Source organism: Acinetobacter sp. GG23, assembly GCF_057766365.1.
Map to the genome: position 1 here is coordinate 195,737 of NZ_JBYMDJ010000001.1, position 25,740 is coordinate 221,476.

Genomic DNA, 25,740 nt, shown 5'->3' on the forward strand with positions numbered 1-25,740 from the left:
AATAAAATTCAATTATAACCCCCTATTCATGGTGTATGAATGAATGCGTATAGCAATAAAATAAAAGGAGAAATATCCTTGAGTTTAAATAAAGTTTTGTTTGAATTCGAACAGAATGAAACTGATATTGATCAAAATTTAGAAAATACCATTAAAAAACTCATCATGTTTGTACCTGATATTCCTCATCCGGGAGAGGGAGAAACATTAGTAAGATGGAAGATATTGGCAAAAGTGGGATCCACTAATTTAAATTTAGCCAAATGGTTTGAATCACATCTGGATGCACTGAGCATTTTAAATGAATTAAATTATAGTCCGGTCAATACTGGACTTTGGGCAGTATGGGCGGCGGAAGGAAGTACACCTCCCATTCATTTTAAACAAGCTCTTTGTTCAGGTCAGAAAAACTGGTGTTCGGGTGCAGGACTCGTTGATTATGGTCTGCTTACCTACCGCGATGAGCACAATCATTCACAGTTAATCATTGTCGATATGAGTCAGCCAAATATTCAAATCAAACATGACGGTTGGAACGCCGTTGGAATGCAACATACACGCACTGCCTCTTTATCTTTTGATCAGGTGAGTGCTAAAGCGGTTGGTCAGTCAAATGCCTATTTAGAAAGACCCGGTTTTTGGCACGGTGCAGCTGGAGTCGCAGCCTGCTGGTTTGGGGCAGCAGCACGTCTGGCCGATTTTTTATATCAGGCATGTCAAACGAAGCCGCATGCTTACCGTTTGATGTATCTGGGAGAAGTTAGTACTTTACTCTTTACAACGAAACAATATTTTCATCATGTTGCAAATCAGATTGATCAGTATCCTAAGCAAAGCCATGAACTTATTATCCGAATATTACGTGCCAAAGTTGAGCAAACGGCACAGCTGGTTTTAGACCAAGTAGGTAAGGCACTCGGTGCGCGACCGTTCTGTGAAAATAGAACCTTTGCAGCTTTGGCAGCAGACTTGCCGGTCTTTTTAAGACAGAGTCATGCAGCATTTGATTTAGAACAAATTGCAAAGCTTGTACTCCAGAAAAATAAAGGTGCTACATGGATGTTATAAAAGACAATGAGGTGGAAGATCGCATTATTTATGGAGAAGGGACAAGTTACCAAGAATGGCAAGACTGGTCGGGACTTGAGTCTTTAAAGCAGTTAGATCTCGTTACCTGTTTTCCTGAAGGAAAGCGTGTCCTTATCATCGCGCCACACCCGGATGACGAGATTCTAGGTTGTGCAGGATTATTACAACAACTTGCTGAGCTTAAACGTGACATTGTACTTGTAGCCGTCACCAACGGAACTCAGAGCCATCCAGACTCATTGCTTTATACACCTGATCAATTAAATACAATACGGCCTGCTGAAACTCATAGTGCGCTTAAAGTATTAGGTGTAAACCATACAGTTAAACGTATTGCTTTAAACTTGATGGACGGCGAAATTACTGCTCAGCAAGACAGGCTTTATCAAGCTTTAACAGAATTGATCTGTCCCGATGATATCCTGGTATGCACCTTTGATAAAGATGGGCATCCTGATCATGAAGCCACAGGACGAGTGGTACAACAATTGACAAATGAAGCTTACTTAAGCTGTTATCAAGTGCTGATCTGGGCATGGCATTGGGCCACTCCAGATGATCGCCGTATTCCTTGGGAAAAGGCTTTAAAGCTGGAACTCACCCCACAACAATTACAATATAAAAATAAGGCAATCTTGTGTTTTAAAAGCCAGCTGGAAATCGATACAAGTACAGGACAAGCGCCTATTTTATCCAAGCAGACTATTCAACGAATTTTATTGCATTGCGAGGTATATATTTGTGCTTGATCAAACTGATTATTTTGGTGAACTTTATAAAAAAAGTGATGACCCTTGGGAGTATGAACAGCGTTGGTATGAAGAGCGTAAACGGCAAATTTGCTTGGCCTTGCTGTTAAAACCTGTCTATTCAAAGGTATTGGAAATTGGCTGTTCTAACGGTGTTTTTAGTCAGCACCTGGCTCAAAGAGCGAAGCAATTAATCTGTCTGGATGCTAATTCTAAAGCGATACAGTTAGCAAAGACACGTCTTGAAAACTTATCTCACGTACAAGTTATCCAGCAGCGCATTCCTGACCAATTTCCTGCAGGATCATTTGATCTGATTATCATTAGTGAAATTATGTATTATCTTAAACCAGAGGAATTATCCAGGTTAATAGAAAAAGTTGAAAACAGTTTAACCTCACAAGGGGTAGTCTTATGTTGTCATTGGCGTTATCCGATTGATGGATTTGTATTGACAGGTGAAAAAGTTCATCATTTATTAAAGCAGCATTTTCATTTACAGCATTATTTGAATGTCAACGATCCTGATTTTATAATTGATTTATGGAATAAAGAAACAACCACATTGGCTTTCAAAGAGGGCTTGATATGATTGGGATTGTAATTCCAGCGTGTAATGAACAACAATACTTGGAAAAGTGTTTACATTATATACGGTTAGCAATACAGGCTTTGCCTACTTTGAGCCGGGAAGTCCGTGTACTGGTGGTATTAGACAACTGTAATGATCAATCGTTAGACATTGTCCAAAATGCAGGAGTAGACTATTTACAGTGCAATTTTGGATGCGTAGGTAAAGCACGTGATTTAGGTGTGCGTCACCTTATTAATTCAGGCGCTACCTGGATTGCATGTACTGATGCCGATACCTGTGTGGATATCCAATGGCTTTTACAACAACTCAATCATCAACCTGCAGATGCAATTTGTGGTGTGGTAGAAGTCGATAGCTGGCGCAATTTTTCTATTCTTACTCGCAAAAAATACTTGGCGCATTATCAGGATGTTATGAATCATACCCATATTCATGGAGCCAACCTAAGTTTTAGTTCAACTGCCTATCTCCAAACAGGTGGATTTAAAGCATTATGCTGTCATGAAGACGTTGACTTAATCCAGCGAATGCGGAACCTGAATTTAAAAATCATCTGGACTAATTTAGTACGCGTTAAGACAAGTAGCCGTTTAAATGCTCGTGCTCCAGAAGGGTTTTCCAGTTTTTTACATCAGTTAGAAATAACAAGCAGGGCAGTTGAATAATTTTGAGGTACAAATATTTTTATAAATTATAAAATTAGAGATTTAATAGATTAAGAATAATAAAAAAAATGAAGGATATATTGGCTTTTATATCAGGTAAATATTTAAAATATAATGTATTTAAAAACCTGATTCCAAAATTGATTTGAGTAATAGCAGTCTGGTTTTCAATAAAAGGGAAAAATGTAAATATCAAAAATCAACTATACATTTACATTGAAGCTAACAAAGTAAGTTATACATTCACTTTAGATTCCTTATGATAGAAACTTAGAGAGAGAGTTAAAATAGATATGATCAAAATTAAAAATCCAAATTCCGGTGAAGAAAGAACGATTAATAAAGTTCTCGGTGATCAAGTCACCTTAGCTAAGGCACAAGACCATGCCGGTTATTATGATATGCATAACAATCATTTTATTCCGCAAATGGATGACACTAATGAAGTGGTAGGGTTTTATGAAGCCGAAGAAAATTCTATTATTTGGGAAATAATTGTTTAAATTGTCTAATCGGTAGTGGATGTTCTATAATTTTATAAATGAATAGACGAACCAGAAAACCACTTGAAGTAGCCACAACCAGCTGGACCACAGAGCAGGATGGTTATCTGATTGAGAACCATTCGCTCACCTTTGCAGAGCTGAGAATCAACTTACCATTTACTGATGATCAGATTATCCAGCGAAAAGAGATATTAGGCCTATTACGCAGAGAAAGACAATTGCGAAGGTTCTAAAATTCTTGCTTGATTCTTTTCCCAAAGATTAAAACCTTAACAAGACACCTGAAAATATTTAATTCAAATACGAATCTAACAACTGGAAAGACAGCGGATGAATCAATCTTTAAACGTCTCGTTCAGAGCTTGTTGCACTGCATCTACCCGTGATTTACAGGCTTTGTATGCAATCATAGATTGTTCAACAATTTTCATCAAATTATCAATATCCGGTTCTTCCTGAGACTCAAGCAGTTCTGCATTCTTTTTAAGAACTTCATAACCTTGTTTAAAGGTTAATTCTTTTTTAGTCATGGTCGATCACCTCTTTAACATTGGCGTTAATAATACCATCCTGTAATTCTACCTGGATGCTCTCACCGGAGATCTGTTGAATCGAACGAATAGCTTTTCCTTGACTGCGGACAATACCGTACCCTTTGGCCATTACATTTCTTGGGTTCTGTAATAGGGTTTCCCGCATCAATGATTCAACCTGGGTGGATGCCATTTTAATTTGTTGTTGCGCGAAATACTGATTATTGCTTTTCATTAACTCAAGTGTGTGCTTAGTCGTATTAATTTGATTTTGGGCAAGCGTCTTAATCACTTTAAGGTACTGATCATTTTGACTTTGATAGGCCGCGATTTGGTGATGGGATAAAAGCTTAATGGTTTGCAGAAAATCTAGTACGTCTTGAGCACGTTCCACAATCAGATTTCGAATTCCCCCAATTACTTTGCTAGGCGTATCAAAAGAACGGTGAGCGACTTCATCTAAAATAGTCCGATCTTTTTCATGACCAATGCCTACCCATATTGGAACTGAGCATTTACATAGGAAAGCTGCTAAAGGGTAGTCATTCAAATACGCTAAATCATTTACAGCACCGCCGCCCCGAATGATCACAATCAAATCAGGAGCAGAATGGAAATCTGTCGCCCATTGACCCAAACCATTTGCTAAAGATTCAATCATACTGACCGCTGCTGTATTTCCCTGGAAAGTCGCCGTGTGATATACGAAGTGACATACACCCGCTTGATTTAAAGCATCGGCATCTTTTTTAAAGTCACCTAAACCTGCAGCATTTTCAGGAGCAATTACCAGAACATTCTGAATATCGAAAGGAGTAGGGAGTAAGCTATTTTTATTGGCTAAGCCTTCTAAGCGAAGGCGCTCTAATATTTGCTGATAACGTTTAGCAATATCACCCAAGGTATAACTGGAATCTATATCTTCTATATTGACTGAAAAACCATACTGAGGACTGAAAGTGGCTTTCACTTTTATAAGAACATTTAAATCTCTCGCTAGCTCAATTCCACTTTCACGCTCAAACTTTAAAACCATTTTGGCCGCTGAAAATTTCCAGATCGTGGCCTTACAGCTGGCAATGACTTTATCGGTATCTTGTTCTTTTTCTGCAAGCTCTAAATAATAATGACCACCTTTGATACTGAGATTACGAATCTCTGCTTTCACCCACACCGGCTCATTAAAAGTGATACGGATAACTTCCTTTACCGCAGATAAGTATTCACTTAATGAAAGCTGGGATATGGACATAGAATAAATATGCTTGCAAAGTATAATTATAAAAATAGTATCGAACTGATCGTTCAAAGGCAATTGAACTTGCTTAACTCTGCATTCGGTTTACACAAAAACTAAATTGGAGTGTCACCACTCTAAGCGTAACTTAATTCCCCGCATAAGTTGTCGAGGCCTTGTACAGTAAATTGCTCATTAGACAATGCCATTGCAGAGTCCTTTTTTAGAAGTTTAAAGAAGGAAAGAATTAAAAAGCGGATCTGTAAAACACGAGAAATGGTCCGTGCAGATGTATTTGATTATACCGAAATGCTCTACAATCGAATTAGGCGTTATTCGCATCTCGATGGTATGAACCTGGAAGCATTTGAGGCAGCTTTAAAATGAGACTGCCTTATGTGTGGGATAGAGGAAGCGATCAACATACCTGATGCCTATTTTAGATACTTTTAAAAACCTCAATTGCCCGAATTCGGGTTTGCTTCAGATCTGCAATTGGTTTCGGATAATTTAAAGCCAAATTGGAATTTTTGGCATAAGGCTCATGGATGGTTTTGGCATCTAAATGGGCCAGTTCAGGAACCCATTGGCGAATATAGTTTCCATTGACATCAAACTTTTGCGACTGGCTGATGGGGTTGAATATACGGAAATAGGGCACTGAATCCGTACCTGTAGAGGCACACCATTGCCACCCGCCATTATTGGCTGCCAAATCACCATCAATTAAATGTTGCATAAACCACTGTTCACCCAGCCGCCAGTCAATCAGCAGATTTTTAGTCAGAAACATGGCCGTGATCATACGAACACGGTTATGCATCCAGCCGGTTGCCAATAATTGGCGCATCCCTGCATCTACAATTGGAATGCCGGTTTGTCCTTGCTGCCATGCAGCCAAGTCTTTAGGGGCATCACGCCACTGGATTTTTTTTGTGTGTGTCTTAAAAGGCTGATGTTTAGAGACTTGAGGAAAATCAAAGAGTATATGTTGATAAAATTCGCGCCATAATAGTTCATCAAGCCAGGTCTGTTGACCTAAATGTTCTATCTGGAAGTGACCATGCTGTCGACGAAATAGAGCTTGAATACATTGACGAATAGAAATTATCCCTAAGTTTAAATAAGGTGATAATTGGCTGGTTGAATCCTGATGAGGAAAGTCTCTCTCTTTTTCATAGTGAATCACTTTATCATTAATGAAATCATCCAATGAAGTTAGGGCATATTCTTCACTGAATGGCCAACGATCCTGTAGTTCTATTGAAGGATGATTTGGATATAACTCAGCAAAAGTACAAACAGGTTCGTCTATGAGAGAGTCAAGCCGAAGATCAGACTGTGCTTCAATTTGAGGATAACATTGCGGTAAACTCACACTGAATTGTTCATAGCAATTTTTCTTGAATGCACCAAAAACCTGATAAGGTTGATGACTCTTATTGCGAATACTGCCCACTGGAAATAAAGTGCGGTCATGGTACAGCTCAAAGGATTTATTATCCTTTTCTAAGAGCTTCTGAAGCTGGGCATCGCGCTTTAACTCATTTACACCCAGTTCGATATTGGCATGTATACAATTGATATTGAGCTGTTGGGTAACCTTCAAAATGCCTTGTGGAACATCTTTCCAAAAGGGAATATGCCGAACCACTAACGGAATATTCAAGTTCTTTAGCTGCGTTTTAAGCGATTGAAGTTGTCTTAAATAAAAATCTATTTTAACAGCGGCGTCGCTGTGTAAAGCCCATTGTTCAGGTGAAATGATAACCAATGCAATGCAGGGCCCCGCTTGCGTAGCATGCCAAAGAGCAGCGTGATCTTGAATGCGTAAATCCTGTCGAAACCAGATGAATTGCATGGAATTATAATATCTTGAGAAAATTGTTGATTATTATTCTATGCAAAGTTGAGATAGAAAAAAAGCATGAACATGTGGTCTATGCTTCAAATGATTCATTAGGGAAGTTATTTCTGAGTCTGTTTGGTTTTTAATTACATCACTCAAGTCATATCCAATGGATTCAGCATAATCTAAGTGCTCCTGTACCAGTTCTGGTTGATGGTGTGGTGAACGAGAAAGGCTTCATATCTATTTTTATCGGGTTCAACGGCTAATACTGTTTCATAATGTTCATCAAATTTTAAAACCCAGTAGTCAATTCATGCGACTGGGAAAACGGATGATTTTAGCTAAAAAGCTCACTTTCAATTTAGAATTAAAGGATGCATTTTATACAAATGCTTCACCAAATGAATTTTTGAACTTTTCATCTTTTGTATAAAAACTATTGTCGACTTTAATATTGCCATTCTTATTTAAATGATAGTTAACAATCCCATTACTTTTGTATTTATTTTAAAAAGATAAAGGTTTTCTGGCAACTTCATAGCAAGTATTTAAATACTTATTTAACTCAATTTTTTCAACAGCCTGTAATAATTCAGTTTATATGCGCGCTAAAGTTAATATAGTGTTAGCGCTAATCACCAGTGCTAATGCAATCTTAGCCAAGTTAAAACTTGATCCTTATTTGAATTTTATCTATGTTTAAATTCGGTAAAAAATGTAATTAATATCTTTTGAAAATATTTAAATAATTTGATTTTAATGAGTCATTTATTCTGTTTTAAAGAAAATCAAATTTACAACGACAAAAAATGTCACATGAGCCTTATAGCTTTATCCCAATGAATATGCAAATTTAGAATAGTTACAAACTCATATGACTTATTTTAAAACTAGGATGGATATAGAAATGGCTAATCAATCACAAAACCAGCAAGACCAACAACGCCAGCAACAACAACAGAATGATCAGCAGGGCCAACAACAAAATCCGCAACGTCAGCAACAACAAGATGATCAACAGCGTCAACCAAATCAACAAGATCAGCAACGTCAACAGCAGCAACAAAATGATCAACAACGCCAACAAAATCAGCAAAAGTAATCAGTGATAAATAAAAGCGCGGATCTTAAGATCCGCGTTTTCGTGTCAACTTCTATTTAATGATCATTCTGCATTCTCTGATTGGGATTTAAGTTATCAATTTTTATCTAGCCATTTACGATACTACCGCCGTTGACATGAATAACCTGTCCAGAGATATAACTTGCTTCATCAGAGGCAAGAAATAAATAGGCTGGAGCGACTTCGCTAGGTTGTCCCATACGTCCCATTGGTGTGTCTTTACCAAAGTCTTTCAATTGTTCCTCATCAAAACTACTTGGTATCAATGGTGTCCATATAGGTCCGGGAGCGACAGCATTCACTCTAATTCCTGTTTTATTTTTTAAGAGATTTGTAGATAAACTACGGGTAAATGAGGTAATTGCACCTTTGGTACTCGCGTAATCTATAAGTAAATCATGTCCGTGATAACTGGTAATACTGGTAGTATTAATAATAGTATCGCCTTGTTTCATATAAGGAACTAACAGTTCAGTTAAATAAAACATAGAAAAAATATTTACTTCAAAGGTTTTAAAAAGTTGCTGTGTATTAATATCGGTAATGTACTTTTGTGGATATTGCACTCCTGCATTATTGACTAAAATATTGATAGTTTGAAATTCTTGAAGGGCAGTTTCTACCATTTCCTTTATTTCATCTTGATGTTGTAAATCACATTTTATGAGTAGGCAGCGTCTTCCTTCATTTTCAACCATTTTTTTAGTATCAAGCGCGTCTTGATCTTCTTCTAAATAGCAGATACAAATATCTGCACCTTCTCGAGCAAATAATACGGAAATCGATCTGCCTATTCCGCTGTCACCTCCAGTGATCAGTGCAACCTTACCCTTTAATTTATCACTTCCTTTGTAATTATTTTTGATGACTTCGGGCATGGGATTCATTTTAGATTGAATACCCGGTTGATGGCTTTGCATTTCTGTAGAGGGGTTTTTAGGATATTGGTTCATAACTTATTTTCCATATTTATACATACTTAAAAAAGATTTTATTTGAATTCCTATACTTTTTATTGCAGATAAACATTAAATAACATAATTAATTTAATATTTATATATTTTTAAAAAATTAAATAATTGAAATATTTTATATTAATTGGGTGAATCAATATATTGATATAATTAAATATAAAAATTCGTTATCTCAGTTGAATTGAAAATTATTCAGTACTTTTTGGTAATAAAAAGGAAATAGATTTTATTTAAATCAACAAACAGGGAGATTTGTCTCGACGCTATAAATAATTTTCAATATAAATAAAGCTTTTTTTGATAGGGGTTAAGATGTAGGATTCATCTCTATTTTAATTATTTTTTAAATAAAAATTACTTGCATAAATTACTATAAAAAAGATTATATTTTACTTAGAGATAAGATATTTCCTATTAGGGTTTTCTTTATATATTAACTAATAAAGTGCTATAGCGTAAGCTTGATTTCCATCAGGAAGATATTAAAGAATTTAATATCGGAATAATTCTAAGAATTTAAAAAATATGGGCTATAAAAGCCCATATTCTAAAATATTACATTTTATCCCATGCATCTTTTACCGCATGCTTAGCTTGATCCCATTTTAAACGAGACTCTGCTTTAAATTTATCCCATTTTGTTTGTAGATCATTCTCGGAATCTTCGAAACGTGCATTTTCACCATATTCAGACCGGGAATTACGTCCAAATTCATAAGCGGAAGATAAATCTCGATCATAATCAATATCTGGAATATCACGATGTAAATCATTGTAATATGGTCGATTAGTATGGTTTTCGCGCCAGTATTTTTCAGATTCCATACTGTTTGGAGTACGAGTTTGATTCTCTAGATTTGGATCAATCATTATTTTATTCCTATTTTTTGAATCAATATATAAGGGAATCTAATACCCATATGTATGATAAAGAATGTTTAATTTAAAAATTATTTCTGCTGTTCGTTTTGGTCATTTGGATTTTTTCCAGAATTTTGCTGTTGGCCAGTTTGTTGACGCTGATTGTCATTCTGTTGTTGCTGCTTATCATTAACATGTTTTAGAGGCTGGTTAGAATTTTGCTGCTGTTGACCATTTTGCTGACGTTGCGGATCTTGAGGGTTTTGCTGGCGCTGTTGATCATTTTGTTGCTGTTGCTGACCTGAGTTATCATTTTGCTGTTGATTTGGATTATTAGAGTGAACATTATTTTGATCTTGCTGATTATTTACATTACTCATTTTTACACCTCATAATATATAGTTAGTAAAATTTTAGAATCTGTATAAACCAGATATAATTATTATTAGCATGGATTTTTGATTAATAAATAAAATAGATGTTACATATTGTGTAATATTTTATTTAATGTTTCTATAGAATACTTTTAATAAATAAAATGTGGTAAAAATTAGAAATAAGAGAAATTCTATTTTAAAAATTAATTATTTTGAATAATTTTAACTAAACTCTTACATATCAAATCAATCAGTTTTTTTAATTTCTCTTCCTTTTTTCCTTTGCAAAAACACCGATAACTATATAGTTTATTTTTATATAAAATAGAATAAAAAAAGGTTCCTACAGGTTTATCCTTGGTTTCTGATCCTCCAGGTTTAAGCAACCCAGTACATCCCACATATATATCTGATTTGAATATTTTTTTTGATTTTTTAACTAATTCTTCAGTGATTTTAGAAGACTCTGGTGTATATTTTTTAATCATTTTGGAGGGGATTTTTAAAACATTTTCCTTAATTTTTAAATCATAACAAACTAATCCACCATTTAAAATGTCACCAGAAAAAGGGCTAAGAGAGAATCGGTAAGCCAGATAGCCTGCAGAAGCACTTTCAATAAAAGTAATATTAAGTTTATTTTTGGCCATTAATTTACAACATTTAGCAGTCATATTCATAACCTTGTTTTTAGCCTTTTTGATTATAATATCTTAAGGATGAACATAGATATTAACAATATATTTTCTATAAATTTTTTATCATAATTTAGGAGTTATGTAATTTAACTGTTTGAATTATATAAATAGATAAAAACCAGTTAAACACAAATTAAACGAATAATAACAATTTGAATCTTTTACCATGTCATATTGGTAACCTATGTTTATAGCAGAATTACCGCTTGGAGAATAAAAATGCCAGTAGCAGTAAAAGAACGCTTGCTCGATTTAATTGATAAAAATCATCAGAACTACTGCGATATAGTGAATTACTTTATGAATTCACAAATTACCCAACATGCTAAAGAGCGAAAAGCCGCGATTTTTTTACGCAAAGAAATTCAGACCTTGAATTTAGATAGCTTAGAATTTCCTTTGGACTTGAATAAAATTCCTGAATGGCTTTGTAATGATAATAAAGTTCAATGTAGTGAATATCAGTTATATAAAGATAGAAGGAGTAGCGGGGGAGAGCGAGAGTATTTTAAGAATGTAAGTCAAGCGTTTGAATTCCTTATTAAAGTCGCTCCGGTAAAGCGGGTAGATGGTGCATGGTTATATAGCTTAGTTCATTACTGGAATGATCCAATTTTTCATGAGTTAATCCAAATATATGTAGAGGAATTAGGGCTGGGCTTAGCCAAATCTAATCATGTAAGTTTATTTGATGATTTACTGGTTAAGCTGGGTCTGGAACATTTCGTATTAGAGTTAGAGGATGAGTATTATCATCAGCCTGCAATTCAATTAGCACTTGCTTATGCCCCCCCTGAATTTATTCCCGAAATAGTCGGTTTTAATTTGGGCTACGAACAGTTGCCATTACATCTTCTGATTACCAATTATGAGCTCAATGAATTAGGCATTAATTCCCAATATTTTAATCTGCATATCACTATAGATAATATGGACAATGGTCATGCAGACTTATCCATTAAGGCCTTGGAAAAAATTTATAAAAAATTCAAAGATAAAGATTCATTTATAGAAAAAATGAAAATTGGTTTTGCTTTGAATAATAAAGGATTATCTTCTAGACAAATTATTAAAAATTTAAATTCAGAAGCTTTAGTGGTTAATATTTCGAAACGGAAAGCCCTAGTTGGCAATGTCATTCATAATGATAAATGTAAATTTAATAATCGGTCTATTAATGAGTGGCTTTCTGAGCCGAATCTGGTCGAAGAATTTGTAGAACTGCTGATTGAAAAGCAGTGGATCATTCTAAATCAGGATCCTGAACAAAGCCGGTTCTGGAAGTTGATCAGTCATGAAGAAGGCAAAATGTATGGGGTTTTTAATGCGACTGAAAAGCAAATTATTCACGACTGGATTGCAGGTGACTATTTTAAACAATCGCATTCGAAGTACAAAAAGGTCAGCTCCACTTCTAGCGCTATCGATGAGTTCATGTTCAGTTATTTAGCTGATGGAGAGTTAGAGACCCTACAACAGCAAATTTCTGAATCAGGCAATCTAGCTGTCAAAATAAATAAATTGCTACCTTATCTGGCACCTCATGCCCATCATAAAGAAGCTGGCCTTTGGTGTACTCAACGTTTTGTGGATTATCTTTTTCCCTTTCTTAGTGAGAAAAAATCATCCATTCATTAATTGCATGCAAATACAATTTGCATCATTTTTTACCATCCTCAGTAGTACTTTAACTAACAATTATAGGTAGGAATATGGACCCTAAAGCAAAGAAAAGTGAAGTAGCAGGAACTGACACTTTAGATAAGCAAAATACCAATGCCAAATCGCAACAATTGGATGAGTTTCGCCGAGATGCTACTGGCGAGGCACTGACCACAAATCATGGCGTCAAAATTTCTGATAACCAGAATAGCTTAAGGGCAGGTGTGCGTGGTTCCACTTTACTGGAAGATTTTATTTTAAGAGAAAAAATCACCCATTTTGATCATGAACGTATTCCAGAGCGTATTGTGCATGCACGTGGTGTAGGCGCGCATGGATATTTTCAGGCCTATGAAGGTAATGAACAATATACAAAAGCGGCTTTTCTAACTGATGCTAGTGCAAAAACCCCAGTCTTTGTGCGGTTTTCTACTGTGCAGGGGCCACGTGGTTCTGCAGATACTGTTCGAGATATTCGCGGCTTTGCAATCAAGTTTTATACTCAAGAAGGTAATTACGACATGGTGTGTAACAATGCACCTGTTTTCTTCGTGCAGGACGGGATTAAATTTCCCGATTTTGTCCATGCAGTAAAACCAGAACCTAATACAGAAATTCCAACAGGTGCTAGTGCTCATGATACTTTCTGGGACTTTGTATCACTGGTACCTGAATCTGCACATACAGTAATGTGGGCCATGTCTGATCGCGCGATTCCCAGAAACTTACGTTCGATGCAAGGTTTCGGAGTACATACTTTCCGCATGATCAATGCTGCGGGTAAAGCAATTTTTGTCAAGTTTCACTGGACTCCAAAACAGGGCATGGCTCAACTTGTTTGGGATGAGGCACAAAAAATTGCAGGAAAGGACCCGGATTTCCATCGTCGTGATTTATATGAAGCGATTGAAGCAGGAAATTATCCGGAGTGGGAACTGGGTATTCAGATTGTGGAAGAAGAAGACGAGATGAAGTTTGATTTCGATTTACTGGATCCCACAAAAATTATTCCCGAAGAACTGGTGCCTGTAACTCCAATTGGCAAATTGGTGCTCAACCGCAATATCGACAACTTCTTTGCTGAAACTGAACAAATCGCTTTTTGTCCGGGCCATATTGTCCCAGGGCTAGATTTTACCAATGATCCGCTATTGCAAGCGCGCCTATTTTCTTATACCGATACTCAGTTGAGTCGTTTAGGCGGTCCAAACTTCCATCAATTGCCAATTAACCGTGCAGTATGTCCATTCCATAACAATCAGCGTGATGGCATCCACCAAAGCTTTGTACATCAGGGACAGGCCTCTTACCAACCAGACTCTATTGACAACAATTGGCCAGTAGAAACACCATCCGCTACCCAAGGTGGGGGGTTCGAGAGTTATCAGGAACGTATTGACGGTAATAAGATTCGTGCACGTAGTGATTCATTCTCAGATCATTTCTCTCAAGCTCGTCTTTATTACCAAAGCCTGGCTCCGTATGAGCAAAAGCACGTGGTAGATGCTTACGTATTCGAATTAAGTAAAGTTCAACGTCTACATATTCGAGAGCGGGAAGTAAAAGAAGTGTTGGCGAATATTGATTTAGATTTAGCGCAACAGGTCGGTCTGAAGTTAGGTATTGAAGTGCCTAATAATACGGATAAAAATCTTAAGAAATCCTCAGTTGAGAAGTCTGCGAAATTAAGTTTTGAGGCTTTTGTACCTGAAGATATTAAAGCCAGAAAAATCGCTGTGCTGGTGCATGATAATGTGAATCAAGCCAATATTGATGCAATTTTAACATGGGCTAAAGCTGAAAATGCAGTGGCTCATATTCTTACTCCAACCCCTGCACCCGTTTTAAATGACCAGAAAGCTAAATTGCCTTCCAATGGAATGCAAAAGGGTGAGCCTTCTATTATGTATGATGCAGTTGTAATTGTTGATGGTGATAATTACGATGTAGTCAAGACAGATGGTATTGCGACTCATTATATTCTGGAAGCTTATAAACATTTAAAACCGATCATTTTCTTAGGCGATAAGAAAACCTTAATTGATGATCTAAAATTGGTGATGGATAAAGGTACGCTAGTGGCTGAAGAGTTTAATGCAGTAAGAGATGAGTTTAAGGATCTGATTCGAGCTCATCGTATTTGGGCACGAGAACAAGTAGCAGAAGCGATTCCAGCTTAAATATTTATAAAAGCATAAATTTTTTAGCAAGTTTATGTAGGGCAAATTTTCAACAAGTAAGGGGAAATGCAATGTTTCCCCTTATTTTATGATTTTATAAAAATTTAGTCCTCTAAGTGACAAATATAATCTAAGACTTCATCTGCCCTAATCTTGAACCGACTATTCCTTGGAACATAGAAAGATTGGCCAGCATAGTAAATCTGGCCTTGTACATCATTTTCTAGTTGAACATGACACTTACCTGAAATGATTTCTATACGTTCAGGTACATTTGTTTCGAAAGTAAGGGGGGATTCTGTAGGTAAAATTACGCCTATTGTTTTTTTTGTGCCATTTTTAAACTGAATAGTACGACTAATAGATAAACCGTCAAAATAAATATTTGGCTTTTTTACTACAGAAACAAAATCAAATTGAGTTGACATCAAGATGCTCCTGAAAAGTTTTTTATAATAATTGAGCAATATTAGAATATGTATTTGAAATCCAAAGATATACAGGAGAAATATATTTTTTAGTTTAATTATGTAAATTTAATTAACAGTTGTTGCCGACAACCTCATTTTATGGAAAAACTAAATTATTCAATATATTATAACTATTTCATTATTTTCTATTTTTAAAAGGAGTGAGGTCCCTTTATGTGAACTTTTATATTTTAATTTACAGGATATTTAACCTAATCAATTCCTCGTTAGCGCGAGACAGAATCTAGACAAACTATTAAAATTTTATGCTTAAGTTATAATTTTTAATGTCCATATTGATCCAGTCAAGCTTACTACATCTATTATAAAAATGAGTTCTATTGCTTGTATGCCAATTAAATAATCTATAATTTTAATAGCTTATTTATAACATTTCTTAAGCGTACTTTATGTACCTTGAAACAGTTACAAAACAGTTTTTAAATAATTGAAAAAGGCAATTTATTTATAGTTATTTTGTGTATAATTTCGCCAAATTTAGCCCCTGTACAGTTATTGGTTTCCAATAAATCTACAGGGGTTTTTCTATGGAATTATTTTGGATTTGGATGCCCAGAACTTTCTTATCGTGGTGGCTCACACATGTTTTCTTCCAAAACAGTACATCTAGACCATGCAACACAACATAGTGCGCAGCGTCTATCTACATTACTTTGTTTTTTCACTCTCGGATTAAGTACTGCCGCTTGGGCACCTCTTATTCCTTATGCTCAGCAAAGACTTCATCTTAATCATGCTGACTTTGGCACTTTGTTGCTGAGTATAGGGTTAGGTTCCATGATTGCTATGCCTGCAACAGGTTTATTAATTCAGAAAGTGGGCTGTCGTGTGATTATCTCGGTAGCAATTTTAATATTATTACTCGTTTTACCGACTTTTGCTTTGAGTAGCAGCATCATCTTCATGTCTGTAGCATTGTTCTTATTTGGTACAGCTGCAGGTAGTTTAGGCGTTGCTATTAATTTACAAGCTGTAATTGTAGAAAAAAACAGTGCTAAAAGTATGATGTCTCAGTTCCACGGTATGTGTAGTTTAGGAGGCTTGGCTGGAGTAATGACGGTCACAGCGTTACTGGCAATGGGCGTAACACCGTTAATGAGTGCTCTGGCTATTTGCACTTTACTGATGATCATCAGTTTAATTGCTGTGCCGAATAGTCTGTCTAAAATTGAAAATGATCAGAAAACTGATCCTGCTAAACTTGAGTCTAAATCGAAAAAATTACCAAGTCCATTCATTATATTGATTGGGTTGGTCTGCTTTATTGCTTTTCTTTCAGAAGGTTCAGCCATGGACTGGAGTGGTATTTATTTAGTCAGTGAGTATGGCCTAAAACCGGCATTTGCTGGGCTGGCTTATACATTTTTTGCTATCGCAATGACTGCTGGACGTTTTGCGGGCCATTACTTACAAAGAATATTAGGTGAAAAAAATATCATTATTTACAGTGCAATTTGTGCATCGCTTGGTCTTTTCACTGTAGTTATGGCACCACATTGGATAGTGGTTTTATTGGGTTATAGTTTGCTCGGTTTAGGATGTTCTAATATTGTACCGGTGATGTTTTCACGTGTAGGACGTCAAAATGTCATGCCCAAAGCTGCTGCATTATCCTGTGTTTCGACTATGGCGTATAGTGGATCTTTATTAGGTCCTGCATTGGTAGGAATGGCCAGTGAAATGATAGGGTTAACTATTGTTTTTGGAATGATTGCCGCCTTACTGATGCTGATTGCATTTTTGAATCACTTTACTCAAATTAAAGCTTCTTAATTCGCCTGCTTCAAATTTTTATTTAAGATACATAAAAAACCGGGAGATCAACTAATCTACCGGTTTTTTATATTGAAAAATATGCAATTTATCTAATGTATATCTTTAATACTGAACAACTCGATTATAGGATTTACGGAGTTGGGGGGTAAAAATTTTAAGTGCTTCTGCTCGTCTTAAATCTTCCAGAAAAGCATTCCGCCAGTCATTAATATTAAAACGTTGTAATCCTTTCATGAGGTGTTTGTAGCGGTCCAGACGTTCTGCCTTGGACATAGTCAAAGCCTTTTTTAAACCCTTAATCATGCTGTTACGATCTTCTGGATCCACAATAATTGCTTCAGACATTTGTTCTGCTGCACCGGCATACTTTGAAAGAATTAAAACACCGGGATCCTCTGAATTTTGAGCAGCAACATACTCTTTTGCTACCAAGTTCATGCCATCGCGCAATGAGTTAACCCAACAAATATTGGCTTGTCGATAAATTTTCATCAGCTCATCATGCGAAACAGTTTCATGAGTGCAATTGATAGGCGACCAGTCATCTTGCGAAAACTCCTGATTAATAAAATCAATTCTAGATTTTAAATGGTCATAGAGATTTTTATAGGCTGAAATCTCCATGCGGCATGGACATGCAATTTGTAGATCAGTAATATTTTTGTGATATTCGGGATTGGTTTTTAAAAACTCTTCATAAGCATTAAAACGCTCTATTAATCCTTTGGAATAGTCAATCCGGTCAACACTAATAATGGTTTTTTGATCAGTTAAATCTTCAAATTCAAATACAGGGTGAGAAATCTCTGTTTCTTGCTGAGCAACCTGTTGTATGAGTTCAGGATTAACTCCAATTGGATAGCATTTGATAGCAATCTGGCGATTGTTATAGCTTAATAGATCGCTATTAATAACTTCAGAAGCTAAGACCTGATGACATACTTCCATACATTGTTTTTGGTCATGTTCAGTTTGTAAACCTACCACATCGTACTGGCAAAGATCTTGAATCAATGACGGTGCAGTAGGAATTAAGTCCCAGATCTTTAAACCGGCAAAGGGGATGTGTAAAAAGAATCCAATCCTATTTTGCATGCCCAATTCACGGCAATAACGAGCTACACTAAGAAAATGATAATCATGTACCCAAATTACATCATCTGGTTGAGCAATTTCATAAAGTTGATGGGCGAACAAACGATTAACTTCTTGATAGGTTTTAAATTCTTCTGGTTTGTAGTTAATTAGATCATCGCGATCATGCATGGCTGGCCAAAGCGTATTATTGGCAAAGCCACAATAATAGCCGTCATATTGTTCTTCAGTTAAAGGACAGGTAATATATTCCACACCTTGATACTTAGTCTGGCTGAAATACGGATGTTGGTTATTTTTAATTTTTTCACCATTCCATCCCAACCAAATTCCTCCAATATCCTGTAGTGCATCTTGTAAAGCAACTGCCAAGCCACCGGCTGTGGATTTCTCGGGATTGGGTAAACTTACGCGATTTGATAATACGATTAATTTAGACATGCTTTTTCTCCATGCGATACTTCAGAGTGTCTTGAAAAATGTGTTTTAAAAAATTGTAAAAATAAGTCAAGAAAATTAGCGACATCTGCAACATTTTTAAGGCGATAGCATGCTTCTGTTTCCTCCTCTCCAACTTTTATACTGATACCGTGATAGTGATTTACTACTTCAAAACCGGATTCGTCGGTTTTATCATCACCAATAAAAATAGGTAAAACATTGGTAAAATTTAAATGATTCAATATCTTCTGAATTGCCTGTCCTTTATCAGCCGCTACAGGGATTAATTCAAATACATATTTACCTTCATTAATTTTAAATTCCGAATGTCTACTCTGGATATCATGTGCAATTTTTTTTGCAATTTCGGCCATTTCTGGGTATTGCCGATAATGAATAGCCACTGAATAATCTTTATTCTCAATTAACAATTGAGGATAGGGAAGACAGGTCTTTTGAGTGTCTTGCTGAATTAAAGCAATATGAGCTTTATTAATATCTGCATTTAACTTCCCAAATGGTTGCATGTCTATTTCTAGACCATGCGTTCCGGCAATTGGTAACTGTAGTGGAGAAAATAAATGTGAGGCTACCTGTACAGAACGTCCGGTTATAGCAATCACAGGAATATCTAAATCCTTTAGTTGGCGCAATGTACACAAGGTTGTTTTAGGAATAAAACTTTTTAAAGGATCTATATGGAATTCGGAAAGAGTTCCATCAATATCAAGAAATATACAGCATTGTTTTTCTTTAGAAAAATATTCGCTAATAACAGATAATAAGTTCTGAGAATAAGATTCTTTATTTAAAGATTGGCGTGTAGCATTATGCATGTTCTATATCTACTACTTATTATGGTTAATCACTAATAGCACTAAAAACTTGATTAATGACGTAATTTATTATTAAACCTACATAACTTAATTAAAAATTACATATTTTCTTCTTATTTTAACTATGTTATTTTTTGTTTTTATTTACATGTGCTTACATTATTTATTAACATGATGTATGATTTTTTATTTTAAAAATAACCTTTCAATTAACAAATAGTCAAAATTAATTTACTTATTAATAGGAGTATTTTATAAATAAAAATGCTAGTGATATTTAAAGCAGAAATGGATAATCTTCTGAAATTATAATCTTTAACTTTGATTTCATGCCCCCATATAAATATTATGATCCAACACATAGTAATATCCAATTTGGATACTACTTTTTTGCTATGGGAGCTTAATAATATGTTTCATTTTTTGCGTGAATTACTTTGCTTACATACTTATGAATATTTCGAGAATATTGAATGCCGGAAGTGTGGAAAAACGAAGTCTGATTAGCTGAAGATATTACTTTAAATAACCAATATTATCTTGATATTATTAAATAAATTTTATCTATATAACTCTTGAGATATTCAATATTAGATTTTTGAAATCAGTGCTGACTTATTTCGTTGATTCAATTTTATACCTTTGTATAGAGGTTATCTCTACTTTAGACCTCTTTCAACAATCATTGTTTGCTCAGTTCCCCCCCATATAAATTCCAGCAATTAAATTGAATCTTTTTAGGCCCAATACGTCTTCTATTAGTTTTCTGGCTATTGTGTTTTAAATCAGTATTCAATTTACAACGTTTCTTAGCTTTTCAATGCAACAGGCTATTGTACTCCAGATTATAAATATCCTGATAGTCTTTATCTTCAGGGGATAAAAGCCCTGACAGGAATATGCTGTAAATTACCTTTGAATAACTCAAATTCATGTAGAGCACAGTGAAAACATTGTGATTTTTTTAGTAAAGAGAGATATTAAATTGCATGAGGATGAACCACCGTCATCATCATGCAATACATTTATTCTTTAATTTAATTCAGTAGCTTTTCTCGTTGTCAGAACAGGAGAAATCGATTGCCCTAGAAGAATTAGTTATTTTTCTTGGTTTTATGTTTGAACTGTCTTATCGTTTATTGTATTAACTTGCCTTTGACCAATGTTACCCTATAGTTGTTTGAGTAGGCCTTAATCGTGGATATTCTATTCATCTTATATTTATTTAGAGAAAGTCATCAATTAACTCGAAAAATCTCATACGTCCTTATTTTTCCATGACTAAACGCTAGGGATTTACAGAACATCAGGGGGGGACAAATTAAGCATCTGTTACCTGAAGGAACGGGTTATATTGAGGTAATTACCCAAAGAGTGATTTAAACCCTAAAATTTATGCATCGGACTGACTACAGTAACCAATTCGCCAAGATTTTACTTCTAGGTAGGAGTCAACTCTGATCTATTCAATAATGAGGAACGGAATTCTGCAAAAGTAAGACTTGTATTCTAGTCATCTTCCAAAACAATATAACACCAAGTTGAATAATAATTACATGGAGCAATATGTATGAAAAAATCAGAAACGTAGGAAAAAATATTTTTTGTAAGACTTAAAAGTTTTAGAGAAATCGCAGATAGAAAATTAGTCCACTAAAAAGTAGACTAATTTATTGCTTATAAAGAATTATTTTGTGTGTTTTACCACCAGTACCGGTACATGGCTTGAGGTTAGAATCTCTTGCGCAATACTGCCAATAAAAGCTTTTTTAAAACCTGTACGTCCATGAGAACCGACGACAATTAGATCAACATTTAGTTCATCAGCGATTTTGGCGATGACCTCACCGGGTGATTGACCGCTGAGAAGTTTGGTATTGGTTTCAATACCTAGATTGGTAAATTTTAGTCCTAGCTCGGCCAAAATATTTTTAGCATGAGCTTTTGCTTCCATATAATAATCCGTTATTCCAGGTACATTTTTATAAAAACTTACACTGGTTAATGGATCTATCACGACAACGCTTGCTATGGTGACTTTACTTCCCAATGCTTTAGCTAAAATGATGGTTTGATCAGCTGCTGCAATGGCAATAGGGGAATCATCAACAGCGACTAAGATGTGTTGGTAATTCATGATACTTTCCTGTTGTTTCAAGATTAGTTATCTACTCAAAGATTAACATAACTGGAGTACAGTGATAAAAAAGGATAAAAGTCTATCTTTTAGCTAACACTTCTCTTATCTTGCAGAAGCATTTGAGGTGGAGCTCCCATAGTGGCTTTACTTCAAAATACCTGAATAATTGGTAGTACTCATTATCAGTGATTATTAATTCTATTTCACCCAAAACGCATAAAATTATGGTCTATAACCGAGAGGTTTAAATACAAGCATACAACTCGATTATTTAGGAGAATGCTTTAGATGCCAATCAATCCGACCATATAGATGTAGCCAGGAAATATTTCAAAGATTTTATTAAATCGGCACAATTGTCAAAACTATTAGTGACTTCTTTGAAAGCAGAATAATATTCACGTTTGTAGGGTTTACCTGTTAATGTTTCCCCGGAAGTATTTTCATAATCATAAATTGCAGTGCGCAGATAGATTTCTAATATTTTTTTATGTTCGGAAGAAGCACAGTTTTTCTGAACTATTTCACTTGTAGAATGGCAATCGAGTTTGACATGACCATAAAATTGACCTGAATTTTGATAAATATTAGACCTCTTGCGAAAGTAAAAACCACCTCAATATAGATTTCATGAGATATCAGAAATTAAACCGTTTTTCAGATTCTGAATTTAAACGCCTGGTTGGCGTACCTCGACCAGTTTTTACCGAAATGGTAGATGTTTTAGAAAAAGCAGAATCACTCAAAAAGAAATCAGGTCGTCCTCATACTTTAGATATAGAGGATCAGTTGTTATTAACTCTCAATTACTTACGGAACTACAGCACTCAACTGGAATTAGCGGCAAATTACCATATCGCTGAAAGTAATGTGAATCGAACCATTAAAAAGGTTGAAGATGCATTGATGAAATCAAGACGTTTTACTCTGCCAAAACGAAGCATTACCACGGCAGACGAACACTTTAACTGGGTAATTATTGATGCGACAGAATGTTCAATAGAACGTCCGAAAAAAAAATCAGAGTAAATTCTACAGTGGTAAAAAGAAGAAATATACGCTAAAAGTACAAGTGATCTATCATCCGAACAGCAAACAAATCATAGGGCTAGATATATCGAATGGCAGTCAGCATGACATTAAATTGGCAAGAAAAACGGTTAAGAAATTCAAACATTGTGAATATGTTATGACTGATCTAGGGTACTACGGATTAGAGCAAGATGGCTTTAAATTATTGATGCCAATAAAGAAAAAGAAGAATTTACCCTTATTTGATGTTGAGAAAAAGTACAATAAAATGATTGGAAAAATACGAGTTGTGATCGAACACATTAATAGTCAATTGAAAACATTTAGAATATTAAGTGAACGCTATCGAAATAGACGGAAAAGATTTGGTTTACGCGTCAACTTAATAGCTGCATTGGTAAACCGGATAAATTTTCAATAATGACTTTCGCAAGAGATCTATTATTTAACTCTTTTAATTCACTTGCTGATAAGCATTGGGTAGCATAAGCAAAATTATAAGTCACAACCATACAAATAATAAGTAAATTGAATTTCATTTTTTATTCCTTATTGTTTTTTAATGATCTAATCATATCGTCCAGACTTACACAACTACAACATTAGACAACCGGATGAATCAAAATTTTATTCAAACCGAGAACAGAGAAAGTAATGAAAAACAATAGCTCTAGATATTAATTAGGAGGCAGACATTTTGACTCTTATCTTAAACGCATCATTTTTGACTAAGTAGATGATAGAAAATCTTGATGAAGTAGGAGGACGTGAGTCATTTCGATTTTTGTAGATGGCTGCGCAATGGAATTGCATATCTGGGATTTAATCTGAAAGATTAACTGTGCTTCGGGATGTATTATGGAAGAAAGCGCGACCTTATTTTACTTATAGTAAAAGAAATTAAGGTGCAGTATCTTTTAACACTTTATCCAGCACATGCTGATGTATAAACCTGAATTTATCCAATACTACATTTGACAGAGTAAATGGGTAAGCATCTTCCAAACCCATGCTGCGGTTTAAAGCATTGAGGTTAAATGTTACCGTCATCCAGTTCTGTAAAATCTTTTCAAAATCCTTTGCACCAATCGGGTTTTCTATAAATTCCATATTGGACAGGTCAGGCTGGTTAGGTTTTACCACAAGACCCGCATAGTATGCTGTTTCCAGCGTATCCATCATATGCTGATAATGTGCCCAAGTTTCAGCCCAGTCTTCCCAAGGATGCGTACTAGCATAGGAACTGACAAAATTCTCTGGCCAGTTAGCGGGCGGACCTTGTTCATAATGCCGCTTTAAGGCTTCGCCATAATTCTGACGTTCATCGCCGAATACAGCGCGAAACTCATCAATCACTTCTGGGTGCAAATATTGCATTACATCAAAATAATAATGTCCGCTTTCGTGGCGGAAGTGTCCTAAAAGTGTCCGGTAATTTTCGCCCATTTTAATGCGTGTAGTTTCACGGTAAACGACATCTGCTTCACTGACATTTAATGTGATAATGCCATTAGCATGACCTGTCAGTACGGGTTGGCCCTCTACTGAAATTTTAAAATTAAACCACAAGCCATACCGGTCATCTGAGGAAATTTTAGGGCGGGGCATAATGTTCAGCCGCTGCATCAGATACAGAAAACGCTGTTTAGCGTGTTCGATGCGCCTCCAATAAATAATATTCTCCGGAATATCCAGGTCTGGAAGTATCTGGGTGAGCTGACAGGATTCACAGTAAATTTTCTCACTGTCCGCCGGTAGCATCCAGTTGCAAACCTGATAATTCGTATAGTTATAACAAGGCTTAAAGCGTTGCTGCTGAAAACTGGGATTCAACGCAATCCAGAGCTGATCAGACTCTTGCTGAAAACTACCCATATCTTTTTCAGAAGCAACATACCCCAATACGGTTTGACAGTTGACGCACATCGAATTTGCAAAAAACACCTGATTATTACAGCTAGCACACGAAAAATACTTCATAACAGGTCCAATTTTTTATCATAAAGTCCCAAGAGTGGACATACAATCTCTACTTTTACACATATGTTTCTTATTTTTGTGAGTTTTTAACGGTTTTCTTGTTTTTAAAATTGATACACTTTCTGCTTATCTTTAAGTAATAAAAACAGAATGTTGGTAATACCTAAAACAAGATGGACATGAACGTTGAAAAACAGAAAAAAGTACTCGATACATGAAAATAATTTTTAATTGAACTTTTACTACACGTACCGGTTTATACGTGAAGTAGGTTCACCCGCGAGGATAACCTTGTGTCAAAACAAAATCAGTATGACTGTGTCACTCACAAGCCGTTGTTGATATGATCAATAAACATGTAATTGCCGGTCATACTGAGCATAACGCAGTGATGGTCGACATCTCGATTTTACTTTATGACGTGAGCTGGATATAGGGGCAGTGGAGAACTACTGCACGTCAACCAACAATCTATTGCTTTAAAAGAGGTTAGCAGAGGGCATTTGGAGAGGCTGGATGCGGTGATGACAAATATTCCCCGAAATGTTGAATAAAATCCCGTGTTAAGATCAGTACCGATAGTTGATACCTCAAGCTTTCAATAGGTTCAATATTCTTAGTTTCTAGAGTATTTGTAGTTGAATCCTAATATTCTGTGTTCTAGGTAAACTTGTCAGGGTGTAGACCACGTGCTGATCACACAATCAAGCATCAACCATAGTAAGCTGTCGACTTTTTTAAAATGCATCGCCGTATATAAGTTTTTAATTTTTAAAAATATATAAATTTATTTATCATAAAAATAAATAATAGACATAAAAAACTTGAATATTAATTTAATTCATGTA

At 35.4% G+C, this 25,740-nt stretch carries 23 protein-coding genes and 1 pseudogene; 11 read left to right on the top strand and 13 right to left on the bottom strand.

The genetic code is table 11. The features are described 5' to 3' along the window. The first annotated feature begins 39 nt into the window (after positions 1 to 39). The 5 genes from AC3CAU_RS00940 to AC3CAU_RS00960 all read left to right on the top strand — a co-directional run bounded on the left by AC3CAU_RS00940 (position 40) and on the right by AC3CAU_RS00960 (position 3,601). Entirely contained in the window at positions 40 to 1,068 is a 1,029-nt protein-coding gene (locus tag AC3CAU_RS00940) for an acyl-CoA dehydrogenase (protein WP_447053079.1), read from the top strand. Continuing rightward, on the top strand, positions 1,056 to 1,838 hold the full coding sequence (locus tag AC3CAU_RS00945) for a PIG-L deacetylase family protein (protein WP_447053080.1): 783 nt from the start codon (positions 1,056 to 1,058) through the stop codon (positions 1,836 to 1,838). Before AC3CAU_RS00940 ends, AC3CAU_RS00945 begins: the two co-directional genes overlap by 13 nt. After that, entirely contained in the window at positions 1,831 to 2,430 is a 600-nt protein-coding gene (locus AC3CAU_RS00950; RefSeq protein ID WP_447053081.1) for a class I SAM-dependent DNA methyltransferase, read from the top strand. The genes AC3CAU_RS00945 and AC3CAU_RS00950 overlap by 8 nt, the downstream gene beginning before the upstream one ends. Beyond that, entirely contained in the window at positions 2,427 to 3,098 is a 672-nt protein-coding gene (locus AC3CAU_RS00955) for a glycosyltransferase family 2 protein (protein WP_131215381.1), read from the top strand. The genes AC3CAU_RS00950 and AC3CAU_RS00955 overlap by 4 nt, the downstream gene beginning before the upstream one ends. A gap of 293 nt (positions 3,099 to 3,391) precedes the next feature. Beyond that, entirely contained in the window at positions 3,392 to 3,601 is a 210-nt protein-coding gene (locus tag AC3CAU_RS00960) for a hypothetical protein (protein WP_131215379.1), read from the top strand. 338 nt (positions 3,602 to 3,939) lie between these two features. Here AC3CAU_RS00960 and xseB read toward each other — a convergent pair whose 3' ends face one another. Beyond that, on the bottom strand, positions 3,940 to 4,134 hold the full coding sequence (gene xseB / locus AC3CAU_RS00965) for an exodeoxyribonuclease VII small subunit (RefSeq protein WP_131215375.1): 195 nt from the start codon (positions 4,132 to 4,134) through the stop codon (positions 3,940 to 3,942). After that, positions 4,127 to 5,389: an exodeoxyribonuclease VII large subunit gene (xseA, locus tag AC3CAU_RS00970; protein ID WP_424619623.1), complete on the bottom strand. Its 1,263-nt coding sequence runs from the start codon at positions 5,387 to 5,389 to the stop codon at positions 4,127 to 4,129. The genes xseB and xseA overlap by 8 nt, the downstream gene beginning before the upstream one ends. Before the next feature lie 180 nt (positions 5,390 to 5,569). Between xseA and AC3CAU_RS00975 the strand changes: the two are divergent. Next, a pseudogene (locus AC3CAU_RS00975) lies at positions 5,570 to 5,761 on the top strand (IS3 family transposase); the annotation flags it as partial. 52 nt (positions 5,762 to 5,813) lie between these two features. Here the strand turns inward: AC3CAU_RS00975 and AC3CAU_RS00980 are convergent. Further along, positions 5,814 to 7,235: a cryptochrome/photolyase family protein gene (locus AC3CAU_RS00980; protein ID WP_447053082.1), complete on the bottom strand. Its 1,422-nt coding sequence runs from the start codon at positions 7,233 to 7,235 to the stop codon at positions 5,814 to 5,816. Between the two features lie 898 nt (positions 7,236 to 8,133). Here AC3CAU_RS00980 and AC3CAU_RS00985 point away from each other — a divergent pair. Beyond that, positions 8,134 to 8,328 carry a hypothetical protein gene (locus AC3CAU_RS00985; RefSeq protein WP_131215366.1) on the top strand — a complete coding sequence of 65 codons (195 nt, stop codon included), beginning with the start codon at positions 8,134 to 8,136 and terminating at the stop codon, positions 8,326 to 8,328. 107 nt (positions 8,329 to 8,435) lie between these two features. On the opposite strand, the gene AC3CAU_RS00990 is transcribed toward AC3CAU_RS00985, so the two are convergent. From AC3CAU_RS00990 to AC3CAU_RS01005, 4 genes are all read right to left on the bottom strand, one after another. Then, positions 8,436 to 9,302: an SDR family oxidoreductase gene (locus AC3CAU_RS00990; protein WP_447053083.1), complete on the bottom strand. Its 867-nt coding sequence runs from the start codon at positions 9,300 to 9,302 to the stop codon at positions 8,436 to 8,438. Between the two features lie 576 nt (positions 9,303 to 9,878). Continuing rightward, complete coding sequence (locus AC3CAU_RS00995; protein ID WP_447053084.1) at positions 9,879 to 10,193, bottom strand: hypothetical protein; 315 nt, start codon at positions 10,191 to 10,193, stop codon at positions 9,879 to 9,881. 80 nt (positions 10,194 to 10,273) lie between these two features. Then, the gene (locus tag AC3CAU_RS01000; RefSeq protein WP_447053085.1) at positions 10,274 to 10,564 is read right to left on the bottom strand and encodes a hypothetical protein; all 291 of its coding nucleotides are present in this window, start codon (positions 10,562 to 10,564) and stop codon (positions 10,274 to 10,276) included. 200 nt (positions 10,565 to 10,764) lie between these two features. Then, positions 10,765 to 11,235, bottom strand: a complete 471-nt coding sequence (locus AC3CAU_RS01005) for a CinA family protein (protein ID WP_447053086.1) — start codon at positions 11,233 to 11,235, stop codon at positions 10,765 to 10,767. Between the two features lie 243 nt (positions 11,236 to 11,478). On the opposite strand from AC3CAU_RS01005, the gene AC3CAU_RS01010 reads away from it, so the two are divergent. Beyond that, complete coding sequence (locus AC3CAU_RS01010) at positions 11,479 to 12,897, top strand: iron-containing redox enzyme family protein (protein WP_447053087.1); 1,419 nt, start codon at positions 11,479 to 11,481, stop codon at positions 12,895 to 12,897. A gap of 74 nt (positions 12,898 to 12,971) precedes the next feature. Continuing rightward, positions 12,972 to 15,101 (top strand): catalase HPII, encoded by a 2,130-nt coding sequence (gene katE, locus AC3CAU_RS01015; protein WP_131218535.1) that lies wholly within the window; start codon positions 12,972 to 12,974, stop codon positions 15,099 to 15,101. A gap of 104 nt (positions 15,102 to 15,205) precedes the next feature. Here katE and ppnP read toward each other — a convergent pair whose 3' ends face one another. Continuing rightward, positions 15,206 to 15,532: a pyrimidine/purine nucleoside phosphorylase gene (gene ppnP / locus AC3CAU_RS01020; RefSeq protein WP_250697895.1), complete on the bottom strand. Its 327-nt coding sequence runs from the start codon at positions 15,530 to 15,532 to the stop codon at positions 15,206 to 15,208. A gap of 642 nt (positions 15,533 to 16,174) precedes the next feature. On the opposite strand from ppnP, the gene AC3CAU_RS01025 reads away from it, so the two are divergent. Then, positions 16,175 to 17,365: an MFS transporter gene (locus tag AC3CAU_RS01025; RefSeq protein ID WP_447053088.1), complete on the top strand. Its 1,191-nt coding sequence runs from the start codon at positions 16,175 to 16,177 to the stop codon at positions 17,363 to 17,365. Positions 17,366 to 17,470: 105 nt separating this feature from the next. Here AC3CAU_RS01025 and AC3CAU_RS01030 read toward each other — a convergent pair whose 3' ends face one another. From AC3CAU_RS01030 to AC3CAU_RS01040, 3 genes are all read right to left on the bottom strand, one after another. After that, positions 17,471 to 18,904 (bottom strand): alpha,alpha-trehalose-phosphate synthase (UDP-forming), encoded by a 1,434-nt coding sequence (locus AC3CAU_RS01030; protein WP_131218540.1) that lies wholly within the window; start codon positions 18,902 to 18,904, stop codon positions 17,471 to 17,473. After that, positions 18,892 to 19,740 carry a trehalose-phosphatase gene (gene otsB / locus AC3CAU_RS01035; RefSeq protein ID WP_447053089.1) on the bottom strand — a complete coding sequence of 283 codons (849 nt, stop codon included), beginning with the start codon at positions 19,738 to 19,740 and terminating at the stop codon, positions 18,892 to 18,894. The genes AC3CAU_RS01030 and otsB overlap by 13 nt, the downstream gene beginning before the upstream one ends. A gap of 1,687 nt (positions 19,741 to 21,427) precedes the next feature. Continuing rightward, positions 21,428 to 21,877, bottom strand: coding sequence for a universal stress protein (locus AC3CAU_RS01040; protein ID WP_131218133.1), 450 nt, complete (start codon positions 21,875 to 21,877; stop codon positions 21,428 to 21,430). A 633-nt stretch (positions 21,878 to 22,510) separates the two neighbouring features. On the opposite strand from AC3CAU_RS01040, the gene AC3CAU_RS01045 reads away from it, so the two are divergent. Beyond that, a protein-coding gene (locus AC3CAU_RS01045; protein ID WP_488368406.1) for an IS5 family transposase occupies positions 22,511 to 23,333 on the top strand; the annotation gives its coding sequence in 2 pieces (ribosomal slippage) (positions 22,511 to 22,891 and positions 22,893 to 23,333; 822 coding nt in all). Here the strand turns inward: AC3CAU_RS01045 and AC3CAU_RS01050 are convergent. Both AC3CAU_RS01050 and AC3CAU_RS01055 read right to left on the bottom strand, forming a co-directional pair. After that, positions 23,290 to 23,451 (bottom strand): hypothetical protein, encoded by a 162-nt coding sequence (locus AC3CAU_RS01050; RefSeq protein ID WP_488368418.1) that lies wholly within the window; start codon positions 23,449 to 23,451, stop codon positions 23,290 to 23,292. The genes AC3CAU_RS01045 and AC3CAU_RS01050 overlap by 44 nt on opposite strands. Before the next feature lie 361 nt (positions 23,452 to 23,812). Next, a complete protein-coding gene (locus AC3CAU_RS01055; protein ID WP_447053091.1) occupies positions 23,813 to 24,892 on the bottom strand; it encodes a zinc-binding metallopeptidase family protein in 1,080 nt (359 codons plus the stop codon). Positions 24,893 to 25,740: the final 848 nt, after the last annotated feature.